Origin of the sequence: Pediococcus sp. M21F004 (genome assembly GCF_051122535.1) — a bacterium.
Classification (GTDB): Bacteria; Bacillota; Bacilli; order Lactobacillales; family Lactobacillaceae; genus Pediococcus; species Pediococcus inopinatus.
In genome coordinates this window covers 1,649,421-1,669,255 of the sequence record NZ_CP177314.1, presented here as the reverse complement: position 1 = coordinate 1,669,255, position 19,835 = coordinate 1,649,421, and the positions used below count along the sequence as shown (strand labels likewise).

At 38.5% G+C, this 19,835-nt stretch carries 15 protein-coding genes and 2 pseudogenes; 4 read left to right on the top strand and 13 right to left on the bottom strand.

The genetic code is table 11. The annotated features are described in order from the left end of the window. Nucleotides 1-23: 23 nt before the first annotated feature. The 5 genes from ACLHK8_RS08350 to ACLHK8_RS08330 form a co-directional block, all read right to left on the bottom strand. Nucleotides 24-653 (bottom strand): HAD family hydrolase, encoded by a 630-nt coding sequence (locus ACLHK8_RS08350; protein WP_063698028.1) that lies wholly within the window; start codon nucleotides 651-653, stop codon nucleotides 24-26. Between the two features lie 207 nt (nucleotides 654-860). Then, nucleotides 861-4,073, bottom strand: coding sequence for a YhgE/Pip domain-containing protein (locus ACLHK8_RS08345; protein ID WP_063698030.1), 3,213 nt, complete (start codon nucleotides 4,071-4,073; stop codon nucleotides 861-863). Nucleotides 4,074-4,405: 332 nt separating this feature from the next. Continuing rightward, on the bottom strand, nucleotides 4,406-5,122 hold the full coding sequence (locus tag ACLHK8_RS08340; protein WP_434520297.1) for a gamma-glutamyl-gamma-aminobutyrate hydrolase family protein: 717 nt from the start codon (nucleotides 5,120-5,122) through the stop codon (nucleotides 4,406-4,408). 184 nt (nucleotides 5,123-5,306) lie between these two features. Beyond that, complete coding sequence (locus tag ACLHK8_RS08335) at nucleotides 5,307-6,962, bottom strand: peptide ABC transporter substrate-binding protein (RefSeq protein ID WP_063698035.1); 1,656 nt, start codon at nucleotides 6,960-6,962, stop codon at nucleotides 5,307-5,309. Between the two features lie 420 nt (nucleotides 6,963-7,382). Further along, on the bottom strand, nucleotides 7,383-8,834 hold the full coding sequence (locus ACLHK8_RS08330) for a glycoside hydrolase family 1 protein (protein WP_063698037.1): 1,452 nt from the start codon (nucleotides 8,832-8,834) through the stop codon (nucleotides 7,383-7,385). Between the two features lie 205 nt (nucleotides 8,835-9,039). On the opposite strand from ACLHK8_RS08330, the gene ACLHK8_RS08325 reads away from it, so the two are divergent. Then, nucleotides 9,040-10,896: an FAD/NAD(P)-binding protein gene (locus tag ACLHK8_RS08325; protein WP_063698039.1), complete on the top strand. Its 1,857-nt coding sequence runs from the start codon at nucleotides 9,040-9,042 to the stop codon at nucleotides 10,894-10,896. A gap of 636 nt (nucleotides 10,897-11,532) precedes the next feature. Here the strand turns inward: ACLHK8_RS08325 and ACLHK8_RS08320 are convergent. The 5 genes from ACLHK8_RS08320 to ACLHK8_RS08300 all read right to left on the bottom strand — a co-directional run bounded on the left by ACLHK8_RS08320 (nucleotide 11,533) and on the right by ACLHK8_RS08300 (nucleotide 15,340). Continuing rightward, nucleotides 11,533-12,045 (bottom strand): hypothetical protein, encoded by a 513-nt coding sequence (locus ACLHK8_RS08320; RefSeq protein ID WP_057774817.1) that lies wholly within the window; start codon nucleotides 12,043-12,045, stop codon nucleotides 11,533-11,535. Nucleotides 12,046-12,204: 159 nt separating this feature from the next. Then, a complete protein-coding gene (locus ACLHK8_RS08315) occupies nucleotides 12,205-12,819 on the bottom strand; it encodes a histidine phosphatase family protein (protein ID WP_063698042.1) in 615 nt (204 codons plus the stop codon). Nucleotides 12,820-12,888: 69 nt separating this feature from the next. Then, the gene (locus tag ACLHK8_RS08310) at nucleotides 12,889-13,722 is read right to left on the bottom strand and encodes a YitT family protein (protein ID WP_063698066.1); all 834 of its coding nucleotides are present in this window, start codon (nucleotides 13,720-13,722) and stop codon (nucleotides 12,889-12,891) included. Between the two features lie 148 nt (nucleotides 13,723-13,870). Then, nucleotides 13,871-14,191, bottom strand: coding sequence for a hypothetical protein (locus ACLHK8_RS08305; protein WP_057774811.1), 321 nt, complete (start codon nucleotides 14,189-14,191; stop codon nucleotides 13,871-13,873). 438 nt (nucleotides 14,192-14,629) lie between these two features. Beyond that, nucleotides 14,630-15,340 carry a hypothetical protein gene (locus tag ACLHK8_RS08300; RefSeq protein WP_063698044.1) on the bottom strand — a complete coding sequence of 237 codons (711 nt, stop codon included), beginning with the start codon at nucleotides 15,338-15,340 and terminating at the stop codon, nucleotides 14,630-14,632. A 262-nt stretch (nucleotides 15,341-15,602) separates the two neighbouring features. Here ACLHK8_RS08300 and ACLHK8_RS08295 point away from each other — a divergent pair. Together ACLHK8_RS08295 and ACLHK8_RS08290 are read left to right on the top strand one after the other, a co-directional pair. Then, nucleotides 15,603-16,199 (top strand): annotated as a pseudogene (locus tag ACLHK8_RS08295) (nitroreductase family protein); the annotation flags it as partial. Nucleotides 16,200-16,346: 147 nt separating this feature from the next. Further along, on the top strand, nucleotides 16,347-16,712 hold the full coding sequence (locus ACLHK8_RS08290) for a DUF1304 domain-containing protein (RefSeq protein ID WP_063698049.1): 366 nt from the start codon (nucleotides 16,347-16,349) through the stop codon (nucleotides 16,710-16,712). A gap of 641 nt (nucleotides 16,713-17,353) precedes the next feature. Here the strand turns inward: ACLHK8_RS08290 and ACLHK8_RS08285 are convergent. Next, a complete protein-coding gene (locus ACLHK8_RS08285; RefSeq protein WP_320532116.1) occupies nucleotides 17,354-17,476 on the bottom strand; it encodes a GNAT family protein in 123 nt (40 codons plus the stop codon). Nucleotides 17,477-17,515: 39 nt separating this feature from the next. Beyond that, a pseudogene (locus ACLHK8_RS08280) lies at nucleotides 17,516-17,910 on the bottom strand (GNAT family N-acetyltransferase); the annotation flags it as partial. Between the two features lie 154 nt (nucleotides 17,911-18,064). Here ACLHK8_RS08280 and ACLHK8_RS08275 point away from each other — a divergent pair. After that, nucleotides 18,065-19,141 (top strand): aminopeptidase P family protein, encoded by a 1,077-nt coding sequence (locus tag ACLHK8_RS08275; RefSeq protein ID WP_063698051.1) that lies wholly within the window; start codon nucleotides 18,065-18,067, stop codon nucleotides 19,139-19,141. A 60-nt stretch (nucleotides 19,142-19,201) separates the two neighbouring features. On the opposite strand, the gene ACLHK8_RS08270 is transcribed toward ACLHK8_RS08275, so the two are convergent. After that, on the bottom strand, nucleotides 19,202-19,795 hold the full coding sequence (locus ACLHK8_RS08270) for an ECF transporter S component (RefSeq protein ID WP_063698053.1): 594 nt from the start codon (nucleotides 19,793-19,795) through the stop codon (nucleotides 19,202-19,204). Nucleotides 19,796-19,835 lie beyond the last annotated feature (40 nt).

The following is a 19,835-nucleotide window of genomic DNA, read 5'->3' as shown; positions in this document are numbered from 1 at the left end:
TTCCTCCATCTCATATTATGCATTTACTTCTTTTTTAAAACTTTTAAAACCTCTAACGGTGATTCAAAAATATATTCTGCATCTTTAAAATTGGCACCTGGAATTGATCCCCACTTTGCATTTCCAAAATCAATCCCAGCTGCATGTGCTGCTTGCATATCATAGGGTGCATCCCCAATGTACAAAAACTGGCTTTTAGAAATTCCGGGGAACTTACGCATCCCAGCCAAGATTGGATCGGGATTAGGCTTATGTTTCTCGGTATCCTCCGCAACAACTACTTTATCACTCTGGTTGGCAAATTTATATTGTGCAACTTGTGTCTTCCAACCATACCGTGTTTTAGAAGTCACCATGCCAATTTCCACATGTTGTTTTTTCAACTCCGCAAAAAGTGTATCTATTCCGGGAAATTCTTGGACTAGCTCTTGATGTTTCAAAAATTCCTCGCCATAATCACGGACCGTCTGTTCTGGATCAGGGGAGCCTAAGGTTTTAAAAATCTCTACTGCTGATAAGCCCATTAATTTACGAGTTTTCTCTTCTGTCACCGGAATCGCCAAACGCTCAAAAATTGGTTTTACCGTGGCCCAGACAGCCAAATCTGTTCTCAGCAAGGTATTATCGACATCAAATAAAACAACTTGGTACATCTCTTCAACTCCCCCTCTTTTTTAATGAAACAAACAATGCATTATATCATAAGAAAACGGTTCCCCTCAATGCCCCATTTAAATTTTTGCTTTTCCAATTTATATTTCCACTTATTCAAATCCAAAATATGCAATTTAGTTCACTTTTTACAAAAAAATAAGCCGGAAAATTCCGACTTACTTTTAAAATAAATTAATTATCTGAAATTAATCTTTAACATTTTTCAAACCGAATTTTTGCCTATGTGTGACAAAATAATAAATTCCGCCAATCACAATTGGATATAACAGAACAATGACACTTTGAAGGACCATGCCATTACCGACTCCATTAATTGCGTAATTAAATGCGCTCATTGCATGGGTTGCTGGTAACAACTCTGAAATTGCATGGTAAAGTGTGGTCAACATTGAAGTTGGTAGAAGAACACCTGCCAATTGAACTAACATCAATACTAATGAGAATAAGATCCCAGGAGCACCGAATAATAAATCAATGAAGACACACAGAGTTGTGAAACTGACGGCCGTAATTGCGGCAGCTACCACTAACCCGATTGGATGGACAACTGAAATACCATCAATTCCGACAAATGCTAACACTCCGACAACTTGTAACAAGGTCAATAGGAGAAGCATATTATTCGAAAGTCCAAAGCCACTGTGACGATGCCCTTTCCGACGAGCATATTGACCCAACTGATTTAAGATAGCTGCGATAAACAGAACCATCGCAATTACCAATGGTGCGAAGATATTTTTGACAGAACCTACAGATTCCAAAGTTTCGTTTTGACTTACTGGATTCACAAAATGATTAACATTTTGGGGATCTGCATTAACGTTTTTAACTTGGTCGGCACCATCTGCCAACTTAGAATTTAACAAACTAATTCCTGAACTAGCAGTTTTCAGACCATCTTGAACTTGGTCAGATCCGGCTGCCAATTGATCAGTGCCAGATTTACCTTGTTTAGCGCCGGATTCCAATTGGTCAGCACCACTAGTCAGTTGAGAACTAGCATTGGTAAGCTTTGTGCCACCTGCTACCAATTTATTAGCACCTGTCGATAATTGGTTAACACCGCTAATTAGGGTTGGTACTTGGCCATTCAAGGTTTGAAGACCAGTACTTAATTGTTGTGAACCAGAATTCAATTTAGAAGAATTTGAATTCAAAGTCGTCAGCCCACTCGTCAATTGACTAGAACCGGATTTAAGTTGACTAACACCGCTAACCAAACTAGGAACTTGACTATTCAAGCTTGATAACCCGGTTGTCACTTGTCCAGAGCCACTCGTTAATTGTGTAACACCTGATGTTAAACTTGGCACCTGACTATTCAAACTACTTAATCCTGTTTGAACTTGAGAAGCACCTGACGTCAGGCTATCGTTGCTTGCAGCTAATTCAGAAGCCCCATCACTGACTGAACCAACACCTGCTGTGTACTTTGATACGCCCGTTGTATAAGTTGTTACACCCGCAACTAAGGAATTTTCGCCGTTCACTTGATCATTTAGTTGTGCAATTCCAGCAGTGAGTTCCTTGAAATCATCCAAGTTAGCGCTCAGTGTTGGTAATTGTTTCTCAAGTGATTGTAACGTTTGAACTGTACTATCACTCATTAATGGTGAAGACAATAATTCGTTAGCCTGGCTCACAACGCTGCTTAAACTGGAAAGAGCCTCTGTCGTGTTGCTGTCGACGTTAACTTTATCCAAAGTAGTCGCCAAACTATTAATCTTATCCTTGGCACCACTTAATGCCTTTAAACTCGTTCCTGTTGCAGTTACTTCTTTTGCGGAAGCTGCTGCATTTGTGGCACTACCTGAAGCCTGACTCTTAGCTTCCGTTAATTTAGCCTGATCGGCCGTGCTCAAATTTGAGGAATCAATATCACTTAATAATGTAGCAACCTTTTGACTTTGAGTTGCTGAAGTTTGAGCTTTCGTTGCCGCGTCAGTCAATGCAGTTGTTGCACTATCAAGACTAGCAAACGAGGTATTTATATCTGCTAAACTACTTTTTGCATCACTTAATTCAGTTAAAACATCACTTAAACCTGACAACTGCTTTAATACTGGTGCCAAAGCTTGCAGTTTTGTTTGTAATTCTTGAGCACTCTGAATTGTTGCCGGTGCATCCTTCAAGGTTTCCATTGCAGCTGTATCAGTTGCTAACAATTGTTGCATATCTGCAATCTTAGTATTAGCCTCATTTGCTGCTGTATTTAATTGCGATACCCCTTGAGAAAGGTCAGTGGCACTTGACAATAAGTTTGTCGAACCATTATTTAACTCACTAGAGCTACCATTTAAAGTGCTTAATCCGCCATTCAAGGTGGTTACCCCAGTTGTATATTTATTGATTCCAGCAGATAAATTACTCGATCCGGTGCTTAATTGATCAACACCAGTAGCCAATGCCCCAGTTTTACCGGATAAGGTCTTTAACCCATTAGTCACTTTGGTAGAACCGTCAAATAATTGGGTGACCCCAAGTGGTAAGGTAGCAGTTTTACTCGAAAGCTGTGCCAACCCTGTACTGAGTTGACTAGCACCAGCCTGAGTTTTAGAAACGCCGGCTGTATAACTATGCACGCCGTTATTGAGCGTTTTGCTTCCTGTGATTAACTGCTGCACACCTGAAGCGAGTGGCGCTGTTTTTGACTTCATTTCACTCAAGCCCATTGCCAACGTTTTGTTTCCAGAAGCCAATGTATCCACACCAGTTGCATAAGTATTAATTCCATCGCTCAACTGTTTGGTACCATCTTCAAACGTGACCATGCTTGTGGCTAACACATGCAAGTTACGATCAACTTTGGCATTACCATCTTTAAGTTGAACAATTCCGTTTTTTAACTTTTTAACTCCCCCAGAGCCACTTTTAATTCCGGATCCTAGCTGATTAATTGAACTTAGAAGTGTCTTATCATAAGACTTCTGAATACTTGAAACAACTTCCGTTTTGACCGAAGAAGCTACCTGTTCGTTAATAACTTCTGAAACATAACTATTATGTTTCGACAACTTAATCTTTAAATTACTAGACTTAGGATTTTCATCTAAAGCAGTTGTAATATTTTTGGAAAAATCTTTTGGAATCGTAATCGTCATCAGATAACTACCATTCTTCATTTCCGCTTTTGCTTTTTTAGCAGAAACAAAATGCCATTTAACTTGTGTATTATGGCTCAAATTTTGAATCACTTGTTTACCGGCATCAACCTTTGTATCCTGAAATTCAGCCGATTTGTCATTATTCACTACCGCCACGTTCGTATTAGTGGTGTGTTCTTCTTGCGAAGTATTGATATATCTAAAAATCACACCAGTCAATAAGATTGGAATTAATAGTGCCAAGATCAAAAAACTCCATCGCTTGGTTCGCGGATTCCAGTTCTTAAAAATCATGTCTTTACCATCTCCTGTTTTATTTCGCGCAGTTAACTTACTTACCAAAGTAAAACTTTAATATTTGTTTAAGCTCAGGTCAAAAGACGGTAAATTTATTTGACACTGGTTATTTATTCAAAAAAATAGTCCAAAGCCTAATAGATAAGGCCTTGAACTAGTTTACGTAATATTTCTAATTTTTTGATTAAAATGCTTCAAACACCTGATATTCAGGCAATTACATTATTTTTAGTTAAAAAGTGACAAAGTATTGAATCTGAAACATCATATTTTGTGAAACGAATTCGCTATCAACCTACATCCCACAAGTACTATGCTCAGTTAGACATTTAAAAGAAAGTCATATATTTTTGAAAAATGGCAACCATTTCTGGCTTATCCAACATCATTTCTGGATGCCATTGAATCCCCAAAAGCGGTCGGCCAGGATCACTTGGTGCCACAGCCTCCACCACGCCATCTTCCGCAAGCGCCAACGGTTTTAACGCACTTGCTAGAGTATGGACCATTTGATGGTGCAAGGAATTCACAAGAAGATGCTTTCCTAAAATATCTTGTAACTCAGGTTTGACGGAAACCTCGTGCGTAGCAACATTACCCAACTTTTCTGGTGCTTGATCATGCTCGACTATCACCGATCGGGTTAGCAGCGATTGATCTTGATAGAGTGTCCCACCGAGGGCAACGTTGATAAGTTGCATCCCACGACAGATTCCTAGGATTGGTTTGTGACTATCCCACGCAAGCTTAAATAACGCCAATTCAAACTCGTCTCGTTTTAAAGAGGTTGTTTTTAATAATGGATCGGGTTCTTCTCCGTACAAGGTGGGTGTCACATCCTGACCACCAGGTAAAAATAACCCATCAATGTTTTCAAAATAATCTTTCGCCGTTTCTACCGACTGAATCGGAATAACCACCGGTAATCCCCCAGCTTTAGTGATGGCATCAATATTTCCTTGAAACGTGTATGTTGCGTGGTTGTGATAAAAAACTGTTGAATCTCCGGTAAACATATTACCAACAATACCGATTCTGGGTTTCATGAGTTAGGCCTCCACTTTTTTTGATGTTCTTAACAGTTTCTACTCTTTTTTCTGCCAGGCAGCAGGACAACTCCACAAGTCAGAGGCAAAAAAATAAGTAGGGCTACCTGCGGGATGCGATCCCGCCTCCGCCCTACTTATTTTTTTCCTCTTAACGACTTGTTCCGTTCACTTTTTTCGTTCACTACTTTTCTATATAAGCCGTCTTATAATTCCATTGTGTTCCAGCCGTATTGTGGATCACGCCCTTCAACTTTGGATTTACCAAGAAGGAATAATTGGTTTGATAGAGAGGTGCAATTGCTGCCTGCTTTACGACCAACTGGTCCGCCTTAATCATATCTTCCCAACGCTTGTTCTTATCATTAGCATCTTTATTCTGGGCGTTTTTAACTAACTGATCGTACTCGCTATTACTCCATTTTCCGTAATTGTAACCACTATTTGATTGCAATACTTGCAAATGAGAAATTGGGTCTGTGAAATCGGCTCCCCATCCGGAAACATAAATATCAAAGTCTCCTTTGTCTGCTCGTGAATATGCAACCTTTGATGGAATGTTTTCCAAATTAACTTTCATGCCTGATAATTCTTTTTGTAATTGAACTTGGAAATATTCTGAAATGTTTTTATCGTCAGCATCATTTGTCGACATCAACGTGGCATCTAACGTTTTTTCACCAATTTCCTTCATCCCCTGTTTCCAGAGTTTCTTAGCTTCAGCACTATTATAGTTAACAGTGTCTTTTACGTAAGCTTCATCAGCGAAATCTTTGCCAGTCTTAGGATCTTTCCCTAAATCTGTAGGTACAAAACCCTTTGGTGTCGTTGAAGCATCACCGATAACCTTATTAATTAATTGCTTGCGATCGACCGCCAAAGAAATAGCCTGACGAATATGTTTATTATTCATTGCCTTGCGGACTTTCGCATTTGAAGACTTGAAATTGAACGCTAAGAAACGCGTAATACTATATGGCACTGTTTGATAATCAGAATTACTCTTAAAATTCTTAATCTGAGCACTTGAAAGCTGTGCCATATCTAACTTTTTCGATTGATATAAACTTACAACCGTTGAAGGATTTTCATTAACTGAATAATTAATCTTACTCAACTTAACTTTGCTCTTGTCCCAATACTGATTATTTTTCACAAATGACCAATGATCGTTAGTTCCCGACCATCCAGTCATCTTAAACGGACCGGTATAAACCATATATTTAGAAGTTGTGGCATATTTGCTACCATACTTATCAACAACTTTTTTGCTAACTGGTGAGAATAGTGGATAAGTCATCAATGCTTTGAAATAAGCAATTGGTTCATCCAAATGAACCACAAAAGTTTGACTATCTGGTGCTGAAACTCCTAATTTAGAAGGGCTTAATTTCCCTGAGTTAATTTTGTCAGCATTTTGAATTCCGGAGAATAAGTATGCATATTGCGATTTTGTATTTGGATTTAGTGTTCGTTGCCACGAATAAACAAAATCTTTAGCCGTTATTTTTTGACCATTACTAAATTTCGCATTTTTTCGAATCTTGAAAGTCCAAGTTTTACCATCTTTCGAAACTTTTCCGGAAGACGCTAAACCGGCAATAGGTGTTCCGTTCTTACCTAAGCGATACAAGCTTTCAAACACGTTTCCCGTTTGACCGTATCCGGTAGCTTTCGCAATATCGATTGTATCTAGCGGTGCGTCCGCCGATAAGTTAAGTACTTGATCTGATGCCAAGGATCCGGAACCCGAGTTATCAGAACTCTGATTGCCACAGCCAGCAAGCACCAATACAAGTCCGGCAGCTAATGTGGTTGGAATTATCCATCTTTTCTTCATTATAATAAGTCTCCCCTGATTTTAAATTTTCTATGTGTTGGAATTAGTGACGCGAATTTCATCTAACTTTGTTTTTTTATTTAAACACGGACAGCCTGGTGACATTCGGCATCACTTCCTTATAAAGTTATTTTCTATAACAAACAAAAAACCGACTAACTGCATATGCAATTAGTCGGTTCACATTTTTAACCTATTTCGAGTATTTCTAGGCAAATGTTAGCGAAAGATAATTACGGTTTGCAGCTACGCAAATAATCATGTTGTTTTCTTGGCAACATGGCATACAACATTTAGTTTGCATTTCTGTCTTCATCATAATTATCTTCCTTTCTTCTGTTTGTTAATTCAATACTTAGAATATCCAATTACTTATTGTAAGTCAAGCAAAAACCTAATTTCAAGCAAACTTTTTGATAACTAATCTAAATCTTCACCATTACTTTCGATAACTTTTTTATACCAATAGAAACTCTTCTTTGGTGTTCGTGCGTAATCACCTGTTTGATCATCATGCCGATTAACGTAAATAAAGCCGTAGCGTTTCGACATTTGCCCGGTACTTGCCGAGGCCAAATCAATACATCCCCATGGTGTGTAACCAATTAAATCTACGCCGTCATCGATTGCTTCTTTCATCGCAACTACATGACCTCGCAAATAGTCAATTCGATAATCATCATTAATCGAACCATCTTTTTCAACTTTATCGTAAGCACCCAACCCATTTTCAACAATCATCAATGGCAATTGGTAGCGTTGATAAACTTGATTCAAGTAAATCCGCAAACCTTCAGGGTCCATACTCCAGCCCCAATCACTATATTTCAAGTAAGGATTTTTAGTTCCAGATGACATATTACCATTAACTTTTTCTTGTTTTTCAGGATGAATTGTCACAGCCCCTGATGAGTAATAACTGAAACTGTAAAAATCAACCGTCCCGTTCTTTAAAGTTTCTGCATCACTTGGATCCATATCTGACTTAATATCATGTTCACGCCAATACTTCTTGGCAAATGCTGGGTAGGCCCCCCGTACGTGCACATCGCCACAGTAGAAATTGTTCATTTCCATTTGCTGTTGAGCCATTAAAACATCTTTTGGATCTGCCGTCAGCGGATAAACTTCTGAACCAGCAATCATACAACCCACTTTATTTTCCGGATTAATTTCATGAGCCAATTGGACGGCTTTTGCACTCGCCACCAGTTGGTTGTGGACAGCTTGGTATGCATTTTGAACCTTATCATGAGAGACGGGCGCAAAAATTGAATCGCCGTCCTTGACTGGCACACCAGCCTGAATATAACCACCGCCAAACATTAATGCGGTATTAATTTCGTTAAACGTCAACCAAAGATGAACTTCATCTTTATAAGATTCAAAAAGGACTCGACAATAATTTTCAAAGAAATCAATGACTTTACGATTTAAAAAGCCGCCGTATGCTTCAGTCAAATGATAAGGGACTTCGTAATGCGAAATGGTAACTAACGGTTCAATTCCATATTTATGACATTCTTGAAAAACTTTATGGTAAAAATCAATTCCAGCTTGATTGGGCTTCTCGTCATCCCCATTAGGAAAAATTCGGGTCCAGTTAATTGATAACCGGTAAACTTTATACCCCATGTCAGCGAGTAATTTAATGTCTTCTTTATAATGATGATAAAAGTCACTTGCCGTGTGGGAAGGATAATAAGCTCCCTCTTCCACCTTTGCAGTAAAGTGCCGTGGCTTTTCTAGAGTGCCACCTGTTAATAGATCTTGGACACTAACTCCTTTGCCATCAACATCCCAGGCACCTTCAATTTGGTTGGCTGCGGTTGCGCCACCCCACAAGAAATTCTTCGGAAATTTTTCTGTCATTACTTTTCCTCTTTTCTCTTTGATAGTAATTTAATACTTAGTATCAGTTTAACTGTTTTTAGAAAGCGCTGTCAAATGTTAATTCAAGACTTATTTTTCTGAGGTTTATTCCCTTTCATCTACATGTTTATTTAGTCAATTTAGTTTCTTTTGTGATACGATATGAACAGACAGAACCCAAAATACAGAATACAGGTGATTTATTATGAAACTCGCTTTAATTGGAGCTGGCCCACGCAACTTAATGGCTTTAGAACGGTTACTAGCCTGGAATCGACGGATGCCCGTTAAAAATTTAGATATTCATCTTTTTGATCCAGCGGGAATCGCAGGACGCGTTTGGCAACCAGATCAACCACAGGAACTTATAATGAATTCACTCGCGGCCAAAATTACGCTTTTTACCGACCATACGATCGAAATGGAAGGCCCCGTTTTACCAGGACCAACCTTATTTGAATGGTCGCAACGATCTGGTAACCAGTTTATTCTTGAACATCATTACCAAAATGAAAAAGCATTTCTAAACGAAATCAGCCATCTGACTACCAATAGTTATGCCAGTCGGGGATTGTTTGGCATCTATCAAGAATGGTACTACCAACAACTACTTAAAGATCTTCCTGATTCAGTCACGGTCACCTTTCATCTGGAACGCGTAACCGGAATTCAGCGGCTAACTGGCCATACCTACAAGGTGAACTTCGATGACACTGCCGAAACTTTTGACGGCATCTCAATGGCCTTGGGAGAAGGTTTAGCACAAGCCAGCGATTCCGAAAAAGAGCTGGCCCAGTTTGCGAGCGAAAATAATCTCACTTACTTACGCAGTGGCTATGCAGCGGAACAGAATTTCGATAAGATTCCTGCCAAATCAAACGTTTTGCTACGCGGTTTGGGCTTGAATTTCATGGACGCGATGATCATGTTAACAGCTCATCGCGGCGGTAGTTTTCAACGTTTAGATGATGACTCACTTATTTACAAACCATCTGGCACTGAACCCAATATTTATGCCGGATCCGGACGGGGATTTCCTTATCATGCCCGTGGATTCGATCAAAAATCAATCGGAGAAACTCGTCCCCTTTACTTCTTATCAAACCAAATTGTGGCGCACATGATTGATAAACAAGAACAAATGAGCGGTCAGAAGTTTTTGGATTTAATCTACTCGGATGTAATTTGTACTTATTACACAAAGCTGGTCGCTCAAAAATACACCGGCGTGAGTGCCCATGAATTTGAACAGGCCCTCCAAAAAGATCCTCTTTCACAACAAGTTTTGGACGATTACGGAATCTCTCAAGAAGACCGGTTTAACTTGGAAAATCTGGCCCATCCAGAAGGCAATGCAAAAACTGCCGATGATTTACAAAAAGTTATGATTCAGTACCTAGAAAAAGATATCGCCGAGGCCAAACGTGGCAACAAGATGAGTCCCTTCTCAAGTGCAATGGAAACTCTGCGCGAATTGCGGACAAATATTCGTAAGGTCATCACCTACAAACTAATTTCTGATGACGACTATGCAAAGTACATTTTAGGCGGTTTTAATAGTTTAAATAGCTTTCTGGCGGTTGGTCCACCAATTTTAAGATTGGAACAACTTTTGGCATTAATTAAAGCGGGTGTAGTTGAAATCCTTGGACCAAAATTGACGGTCGAAACTAACCAACAACATTTTCTAGCTTATTCAAAACAGTTTTCCGATCGTAAAATAGAAGTAGATGGCGTTATTGAAGCAAGATTAGCCTCTGTGGATATCCGAATCAGTACAAATCCATTAATTCAAGATTTGTTAGAAACGGGAATGGCTCGTCCGTACGAACTCCACTTCAAAGATGGCAGTACCAAACAATTAGGTTCAATGGACGTGACCACTGAAACTGCCGAAATGATTGATAACGATGGTAATCCGGTCCCCAATGTTTACATCTGGGGAATTTCAACGGAAGGTCGCCACTGGCTGACAAATGGTAGCCCAATTCCAAGTGTCAATGATGTCCGTTTGCGAATGGCAGATATGATTGCAAACCAGATGCTGAGTTATAGTGAGTGAGACAAGTTGAGAAGAAGGAAATCACAAGGACGACGGATGCGGGATCGTAATCCCGCGGGAGACGTGCTTGTGATTTCCTTTTTGACTTGTTGAGCTGTCCTAAGATGAATGAGTGAGACAGGTCGGTAAAAAAGAAAAGCACAAGGGCGACGGATGCGGGATCGCAATCCCGCGGGAGACGTGCTTGTGATTTTCTTTTTGACTTGTCGAACTGTCCTAAGAAGAGTGAGTGAAACAAACTGAAAAAAGGCTAAATATAACTGTTCTGGATGCCAGAAGAATTTCTGGCTGGAAGGATAGTTATATTTAGCTTTTTGGTTTGTTGAGCTGTCCTAAAGAGTGAGTGAAACAAACTGAAAAAAAGCTAAATATAACTGTTCTGGATGCCAGAAGAATTTCTGGCTGGGAGGATAGTTATATTTAGCTTTTTGGTTTGTTGAGCTGTCCTAAAGAGTGAGTGAAACAAGTCGGTTAAAAAGAAAAGCACAAGGGCGACGGATGCGGGATCGCAATCCCGCGGGAGACGTGCTTGTGATTTCCTTTTTGACTTGTTGAGCTGTCCTTAAGAAGAGTGAGTGAAACAAAAATAAACAAGCCTGAATCAGTGACTAACACTGGTCCAGGCTGTTTGACAATTCATTGTAAATTAACCCTAACTGTCCGTGATTTACCGTCCGATTCTGTAATTTGAATCTTAATCTGATCGGTTCGGTTTTTATAATCATAAGTTAGATCCAGATCACGAACTTGTTCACCTTCATCAATATCATCATCGCGCTCAACAGAATTTAATGTTGTGCCAGCCTGAGTAACCTTAACCTGGGCAAAGTTAGCAAACGGGGCTTTCTTTTCCGATTTAGGCTCCCAGGAAACCTTAACTTCGAGTTGACCATCGTCTAATTCTGCCTCAACTTGATGAACCGTAAATTTATCAAATTTCCAACTACTATCCAATAATGACATTTCATCATCGCTATTTAATGTTCTCGATGAACTGGATTGACTTGATGCAGAATTTTCTTTAGTCGAACTTGAAACGGAACTGCTTGATGAATTGTCCGATTGTTGTTCATTGTTAGTATTATTGGAACAGCCACCTAAGAAAAGAAATAGAGAAGAAAGAAGCAGCAATAAAGTTGTTTTTTTCATAAGATCCTCCTATATAGTGAGTAAAATAAGTTGAGAAAAGCTAAATATATATCTATTTTGAAGGTCGAAAAAATGCCACCTGCAAGATACTTATATTTAACTTTTTTTGCTTGTCGATCTGTTCTGAAAAATATTAAACATTAAATTTATTTAGTTGTTTTATTTGAATACCTGTCCGTAATAATACAAGGCTTGTTGATTTTCCGGGCTAACACTGATCTTAGTCACACTACAGTTTTGGGGCTCTTTAAAAGCCAACGGATCTGTTGCCTTTACTGCATTTTGGGCAAAACTACGCGTCGTAAATCCATGAGTAACAATAATCATTTTCTGATTTGGATACTTTTTCTGCATGTCGTTAGTAAATTCAGCAACCCGTTCTTCAACGTCTGTAAATTTCTCACCATGCGCCGCCTCATAGTATTCTGGATAAACTGCGTTACTTCCGGGAATAAAGTATTTCAGATACTTGGCTTTAAGGTCTGCATCATATTGACCATCCCAATCACCATATGAGATTTCAAGTAACCGGTCATCAACTTCGACTGGCAAATCATGTCCTGTATTCAGAATGTTAGCTGTATCTTTGGCACGGGTCAGCGGACTCACAATCAAACGGTCCGCAAAACTAATATCAAAATGATCATGCAGGACTTGAGCTTGTTTAATACCATTTTCGTCCAACTGCGAAGGTTCCGCATCCACTTGTCCCTGTTTAAAACCCATTGTATTGCCACGTGTTTCGCCATGGCGGACGATGTAAAATTCTGTCATATTCAATCCTCACTTCTCTACAATTAATAATTCAATATTACAGCTATTGTAGAATAAATGAAAACCCTTTTACATATTTCCACCATGAACTTCGGCAATATTATAGACAAGTGCAAAAGCATCCGGTGCCAATATATGAATTTGATTCAAAATATGTTGATACTCTGAATTTTCCACCACAATCATCAACATTTGCTTCTTATCACCACTGTAGCCACCTCTGACATCAAAAACAGTGAGGCCCTTTTCCATCAAGGTGACCAAACTATGTTGAACCTCATCTAGATTCCCGTCACTCATAATATAAATGACTTTTTTGCGATCCAGGCCGGTTTCAATGTAATTCATGATCACCATGGTTAAAATTGATGAAAAGATGGCAAGAAAGAACGCTTCAAATCCGGAAACAAAAATATTGAAAAAACAGACAATCCCGTCCACTGCCAGCAATCCAACAGCCGGTTTTAGGTTGAAATATTTTTTAAAGATTAATGGCGGTACAGTGGTTCCTCCACTAGACGCATCTATACGATAAAGAAGTGCAACTCCTGCTGCAAAAATGGCTCCGCCCACAATGACCGCTAACAAACGATCATTTACCAGCTTAATTTGTGGTGTTATCGCTAAGCACACCGGAAGTAACAGACTACCAAATGTAATCCGGGCTGTAGTTGCTTTATCCAACGTGAAATAAGAAAGGATCAACATTGCCACGTTCAATACTAAAACGACGATCGACATATTAAGTCCAAAACTTTCGTGCAACAAAATGGCAATTCCGGTCGTTCCACCGGATGCCACGTTATGTGGTGCGTAAAACATGTTAATCGCGACGGCAATGATCTCCAACGCGACCAGAATTAAACCCATTTGTATGAGCCAATGATATTTACGTTTGCTCAACACATCACCTATCTTTCTTGTGGTTTACTTATTAACTTTATTATCGCAAATTTTCTTTCATAAAGCTAATGATGTGTATAATAACAAACAAATATTAGCAAAATAAAAAGACTTCATTTGCCAATTCATTTGACAAACGAAATCCACTTTAACGATCCAGAACTAATTCAATAACCTTTTTACGTGTAGCCACGTTAAGATGCGTGACGTTTTCTGTAAGAATTTTTTCATACTCCACTAACGCATCTTCGGGAAGTGGCGTATTTTTGCTCAAAGCCACCAGTACATCATCCACCGTTGTATTCAGTGAAACAGTCATAAAAATGTTCATTTTTTCAATTACATCTCTTAATAAATCTGTCAGCAAACCATTTGGCTTCCCATTTATATCGGTAATGACTAACTGATGGCTGTTCACCATTGCGTGATCAATCCGACTAATTCGTACTACATCAAATACCGATATCATTGTGCCAACCCCGTTTCTGCATATTATAACCTGCATTATAGCTCAAAAATTGGAAACAAGACAAGACGAAGAACTTTTGAGCAGAAATTAGTTCAAATGTATAAACTGTAACCTAGAAATCTGAACTTGTAGCTTTCATTATTTCGACACCTTTATTTGTCAGTAGGTAGCCGGTCCTGTTCCGTCAAACGTTAATCCCTCGAACTCTCGGGTTGCAATTGCCTTTCCTTGAGCATTAGACGTTTGGAAAGTTTCAGTACGCACATCACTTGCAGATAAACTACTTGAATTTCGTTTAAAACTTAAATAGCCATTTATCTGCGTCATAAGACTAAAATTAAGAAAAAATCCTCTACACTTATCAAATAAACTAACATAGTTATTTGATAAGTGTAGAGGAATATCGCAAATTTTTTCACTTTTTAAATTTTTTTGAATTTACATTTTAAACTTATTTACCAATTTGTAATCAAAAATCAAAAAAATAACTGTAAAAAATAATAATGCACCCACAACTACTGATATCGAACTGCCATTTTTTTCAGACGTTTGTGGTAAAACTCTAGATTTACTGGTGGGGTACTTATTAGAAGCGCCTTTTATCGCATTTTTAGTGTCAACACTTGTTTTGCTTGTAGCATTAGCATTTGTAACAGTCTTGGTTTTATCTGCTTTACTGTATGTTTGTGCATTGTTTTTATTATTCGAATTTGTAGAAGGCGCCTTCTCCACTGTTATTTTTATATTCGAAGTTGGATCTTTCATGGTTGCGCCTTTTTCCAGGCTTTCCTCTATCGAATCATTTTCAGAAGAATCTAAAGATGAATTATTCGAGCTTTGAGCAGGTGTTTTGTCTAGTGTTACTTTTGTGTCAAAAGTCGGATCCTTCATTGTACCACCTTGTTCTGAACTATCGATACTTTCCGAATCAGACCAACTACTCGTGGTTGCAGAAGACGTTTTAGCTACTGTTATTTTTGTGTCAAAACTCGGGTCTTTCATTGTGGCTCCTCGTTCTGAACTATCAATACTTTCCTCTCTCACATTGTCTGCATTCGTTGTAGCTGCATGTGTTACGCTACCAAAACTCATGAATAATGAAATTGTTACCACTAAAACTATGACAATCAATCTTTTTTTATCTAACATATCTTAATTCCCCCCATTTTACTTTTGCAGTCGTTCATTTGCCACTACTGTTGTAAATATTGATAAACGAAATTATCGTTTTCAGTGGAAATACTAACACACTATTCCGTGTTTATCAAATCAATTTCCACACCATCGTTAGTAAAGTGAAAATATTGAAAAAGTAGTTAAATTAGCATATTTTCCTTACATATATTCCTTTACTTACCCTTTGTATGTTGGTAGGATAATCACTGTAATTTGATTGAGAGGAAGAAGAAAAATGAATACAAATTTTTTAGATGCTTTAAAGCAACGACGTACAATTTATAATCTCGGCAAAAATGTGACCTTACCTGAAACTGACATTAATCACTTAATTAAATCGGCTATTCGTGAGTCACCAACTGCGTTTAACAATCAAACTCTTCGTGCAGTTATTTTGTACGGTAAAAAACACGATCAACTTTGGGACATCGTGGCCAATCGCTTAAAATCAGAAGTGCCCACTGAAGAAATCTACGCTGGCACAAAACAAAAAGTGGATAGTTTCAAAGCTGGTTTCGGGACTATCCTCTACTTCACAGATCAAAGTGTGGTTGCTGATTACGAAAAACAGGTTCCTTTATATGCAACAAACTTTGAGGCGTGGGCAGAACAAGGCCTTGGTGGTGCGCAACAAAACGTTTGGACTGCCTTATCAGAAAATAAAATTGGAGCTAGTTTACAGCATTACAATCCACTCATTGATGGTGAAGTGCGTATTGCCTTTGATATCCCAACAAATTGGGTTTTGCGTGCTCAAATGCCTTTTGGGTCAATTGAAGCCCCTGCTGTTGCTAAAACCTACTTAGAAGATGACAAACGATTCCGCGTTCTAAATAAATTATATTTAAGCATTCTCAATTTTTTAATGGGGATGTTTTTTTATAAATTTAAATTTATAGTTAAAAGTCAATAAGCTAGCACTAATGATGAGAATACCCTACAATAGAACTAGTTATTCAACAATGGAGGTTTATTTAATATGACGACATTTGTGATTTTTTTAGCCGCATTAATTGGAATTGAACACTTACTTATTATGCTTTTAGAAATGTTTGCGGGTCCTAACACGCAAGCCAAGGCTTTTGACCTGTCACCCAGCTTTGTTAAACAACCTAGTGCCCAAGTGGCTTTAGGTAATCAGGGTATTTACAATGGTGCCCTTGGCTTACTGATCATTAGCACATTATTCTTTTTTAGTGGTCCAACTTTGATAACCATTTTGCGTCTTTTAATGTTTTTCGTGATGATTGTCGGCACTTACGGCGGTTTAACTGCTACAAAGAAAATTTTTAGTCTCCAATTGTTACCCGCTACCATCGTTTTTATTTTGTTATTCTTAGTCTGATTATATCAAAATAAGCATGCCTTATTTGAGCTTTTTCTCAACTTTGGCATGCTCTTTTCTTTTCAAGATTTTTTAAATTTATGTATAAAAAAAGAATCCAAGATCTTCTCATTTCTTGGATTCCCCTATGAGGAAGTACCCCAACCACTTAATTGTTTTTGCTTTGAAATAACCTTACACCTTCACAACTATCTATTTTTCTTTCGTAAAACTTCACAGATCACGCATCACACACCGAATCTCCTAGTCTTACTAATTATCTTTATCGATCTTTGCTCTAACCCACTCGACTTATCTATTTTATATCTACTGGTGCGATTCAAGCGGTCTCCCGCTGATTCCACACTTATTCGAGCTTCAGCGAACTTTTCGATCGTTTAAACAGTTTATCTTGTCGATGTTGAAATTCCTCCAACAAAATTCTTGTTCCTGTCGCTAACTGTCTATCTCTGCCACAATCTCAGACTTTGCTTTGACATCACGTCTGTAGATGATGTTTTTAAATATTCGTTTACTAGATTGGTTCAAATTTAACCAGCTAGCATCAAACTGAGAAGAACTTTCTGGTTGGGGTATTACCCCTTCCTCAACTATTATAATAGCACGGTATGCAACCGGTTACAATTAAAATGCTCACCTTATTACAAATTATTTTTTTGCCATTGCTCATCAGTAATTGCATAAATTACATCGTCTACTGTTCGACCCTTCAGTTGGCTGTTATTATGCAAAACTCCTTCTTTTTGCATCCCAATTTTCTGCATAACTCGACCAGACTTCAAATTTTCCGAACAGTGTAATGCATTAATGCGTTTTAAACCTAACTCCTCAAATCCTAACTGTAAAAGCCGTATTGCAGCCTCAGGGACATATCCATTACCCCAGTAATTTCGGCCAATTGCATACCAATCTCTGCTTTTAAATCCGGCGCATCCAGCCGAAAATCAATCGTACCGATTACTTTATGACTGCTTTTTAATTCAATCCCGAATTTGCCTAGTGGATCTTTCACAAAATAATCTAAAATGCGCCCTTGCGCTTCTTCTAAGCTTTTATAAATATTAAATACATATTTTACCGTTTCCGGATCGCTGCCGTATTCATAGATATCTTTAGCATCTTTTACAGTTACCGGTCGTAAAATTAAACGGTCAGTTTCTAAATAATTGTTAAGCAACAGTTTTTCTTCTAATGTCATAATATTACCCCCTAATTTATCAAAACTATACCTTGCGAAAGATGAGAAGTCAATTACAGGAGAATCCACAGGAGACTAGAACGCCAATATTAGGTTGTTTTTCATTAGATTTAGGTTAAACTAGGTTTATAACATTTTTCAGAAAGAGGCTCTTATGTATACTAATCGGATTAAAAATCTGCAAACAAAATTAGGTCATCTGAAAGTAGATGCCCTATTAATTGAAAATGAATTCAATCTTTTATATTTAACTGGTTTTGATGGTCAACAAGGTGATGGTCGCTTATTTATTACCCCCACTGATGCTACCTTGATTACCGACGCTCGATACGAAGAGGATCTCCATGAGCGCCTCGAAGTTGGCATTAAATTAATGATCACCCGTAATTATATGGAAGTTATTACCAATCAGGTAAAAGAAAATTCTGTAAAGGTTCTTGGATTTGAAGACACAATTGTTTACCAAGACTTTGCTAAGCTAACTCAGCTGCCCAATCTAAGTCTAAAGGCCACTGCTGGGGTCGTCAACCAACTCAGAGCGGTCAAAGGGTCTGAAGAAATTGCTGCAAATATCAAAGCAATTGAACTTTCTGATCAAGGATTTAACTACTTATTAACCCAAATTAAACCTGGTTTAACTGAAATTCAGGTTTCAAACATCTTAGATAACTGGATGAAGGCTCACGGCTCAACTGGTGCTTCGTTTGAAACAATCGTGGCTAGTGGGGTTCGGGCGGCAATGCCCCACGGAGCCGCCACGTCTAAAATCATCAAAGCTGGTGAAATGATCACCATCGATTTTGGCTATTATGTAGATGGCTATACTTCTGATATTACTCGAACCATTGCCTTGGGTGAACCTGATCCCAAGCTAAAAGAAATTTATAACATCGTAAAAGCAGCCCAACAAAAAACGATGGATGCCGTAAAACCCGGTGTTTCCGGTAAAGCTTTAGATAAAATTGGTCGTGATTTTATCACGTCTAAAGGGTATGGTAAGGAATTCAACCATGGTATGGGACATGGCATCGGCCTGGATATTCATGAATATCCCGAAAGTTATGGCGCTATGTCCGAATACGCTGTTTCACAAAACGAAATTTTGACGGTTGAACCCGGAATTTATGTGAAAGATCTTGGTGGCGTCCGAATTGAAGACGATGTCCTGGTCACAGAAACTGGGTACCAACGCCTTTCTAAAATTACCCAAGAGTTAATTATCTTAAACTAATAAAAAATGACTGTTTACATTGAATTGGGATACTCCAATGTAAACAGTCATTTTTTAGTTTTAATGTTTAGCAGTTTGGAAACGGCTTTGTAACCAAGGAACCATTCGGCCATAAATAATACCAGTCACAACTCCAACAATTGCGCCCTTAATCAAATTAAATGGTAGTACACCATATAACACCATCTTAAGGGTCGACAAATTAATTTGGAAGCTTACTAGTTTGAAATAAAGTGGCAATAGAACAAATAAATTAGCCAGGCTCATAAAGACCGCCATCAAAATGGTGCCCAATATAATTCCTCTAATGACGTAGCGAATCTGTTTGCGTATTCCTTCGGCCATGTGTTTATGCACTGCGTAATAGATCGGTAACGCGAAGCACATTGTCGCCATGAAATTTGCAACGATTCCAATAATCCCGACTAAACTACTGTCCTTCGTTACAACATCCAGTAGTCCCGCTACCGCTGTTGCGGCAATTCCAGGTCCAGGTCCATAAATCAACATTGTGATCAAAATCGGAACATTCGCGAAATCAATCTTTAAAAAAGTGAACCCTGGTAAAATGGGAAAACTGAACAATAATAAAACATAAGAAATTGCAGCCATCATTGCGATAACTACCAACCGTGTAACCTTTTTGTTGCCCATGTGAAGCATCCTCCTTGAAGGACTCATCCCGGGTGGCTAT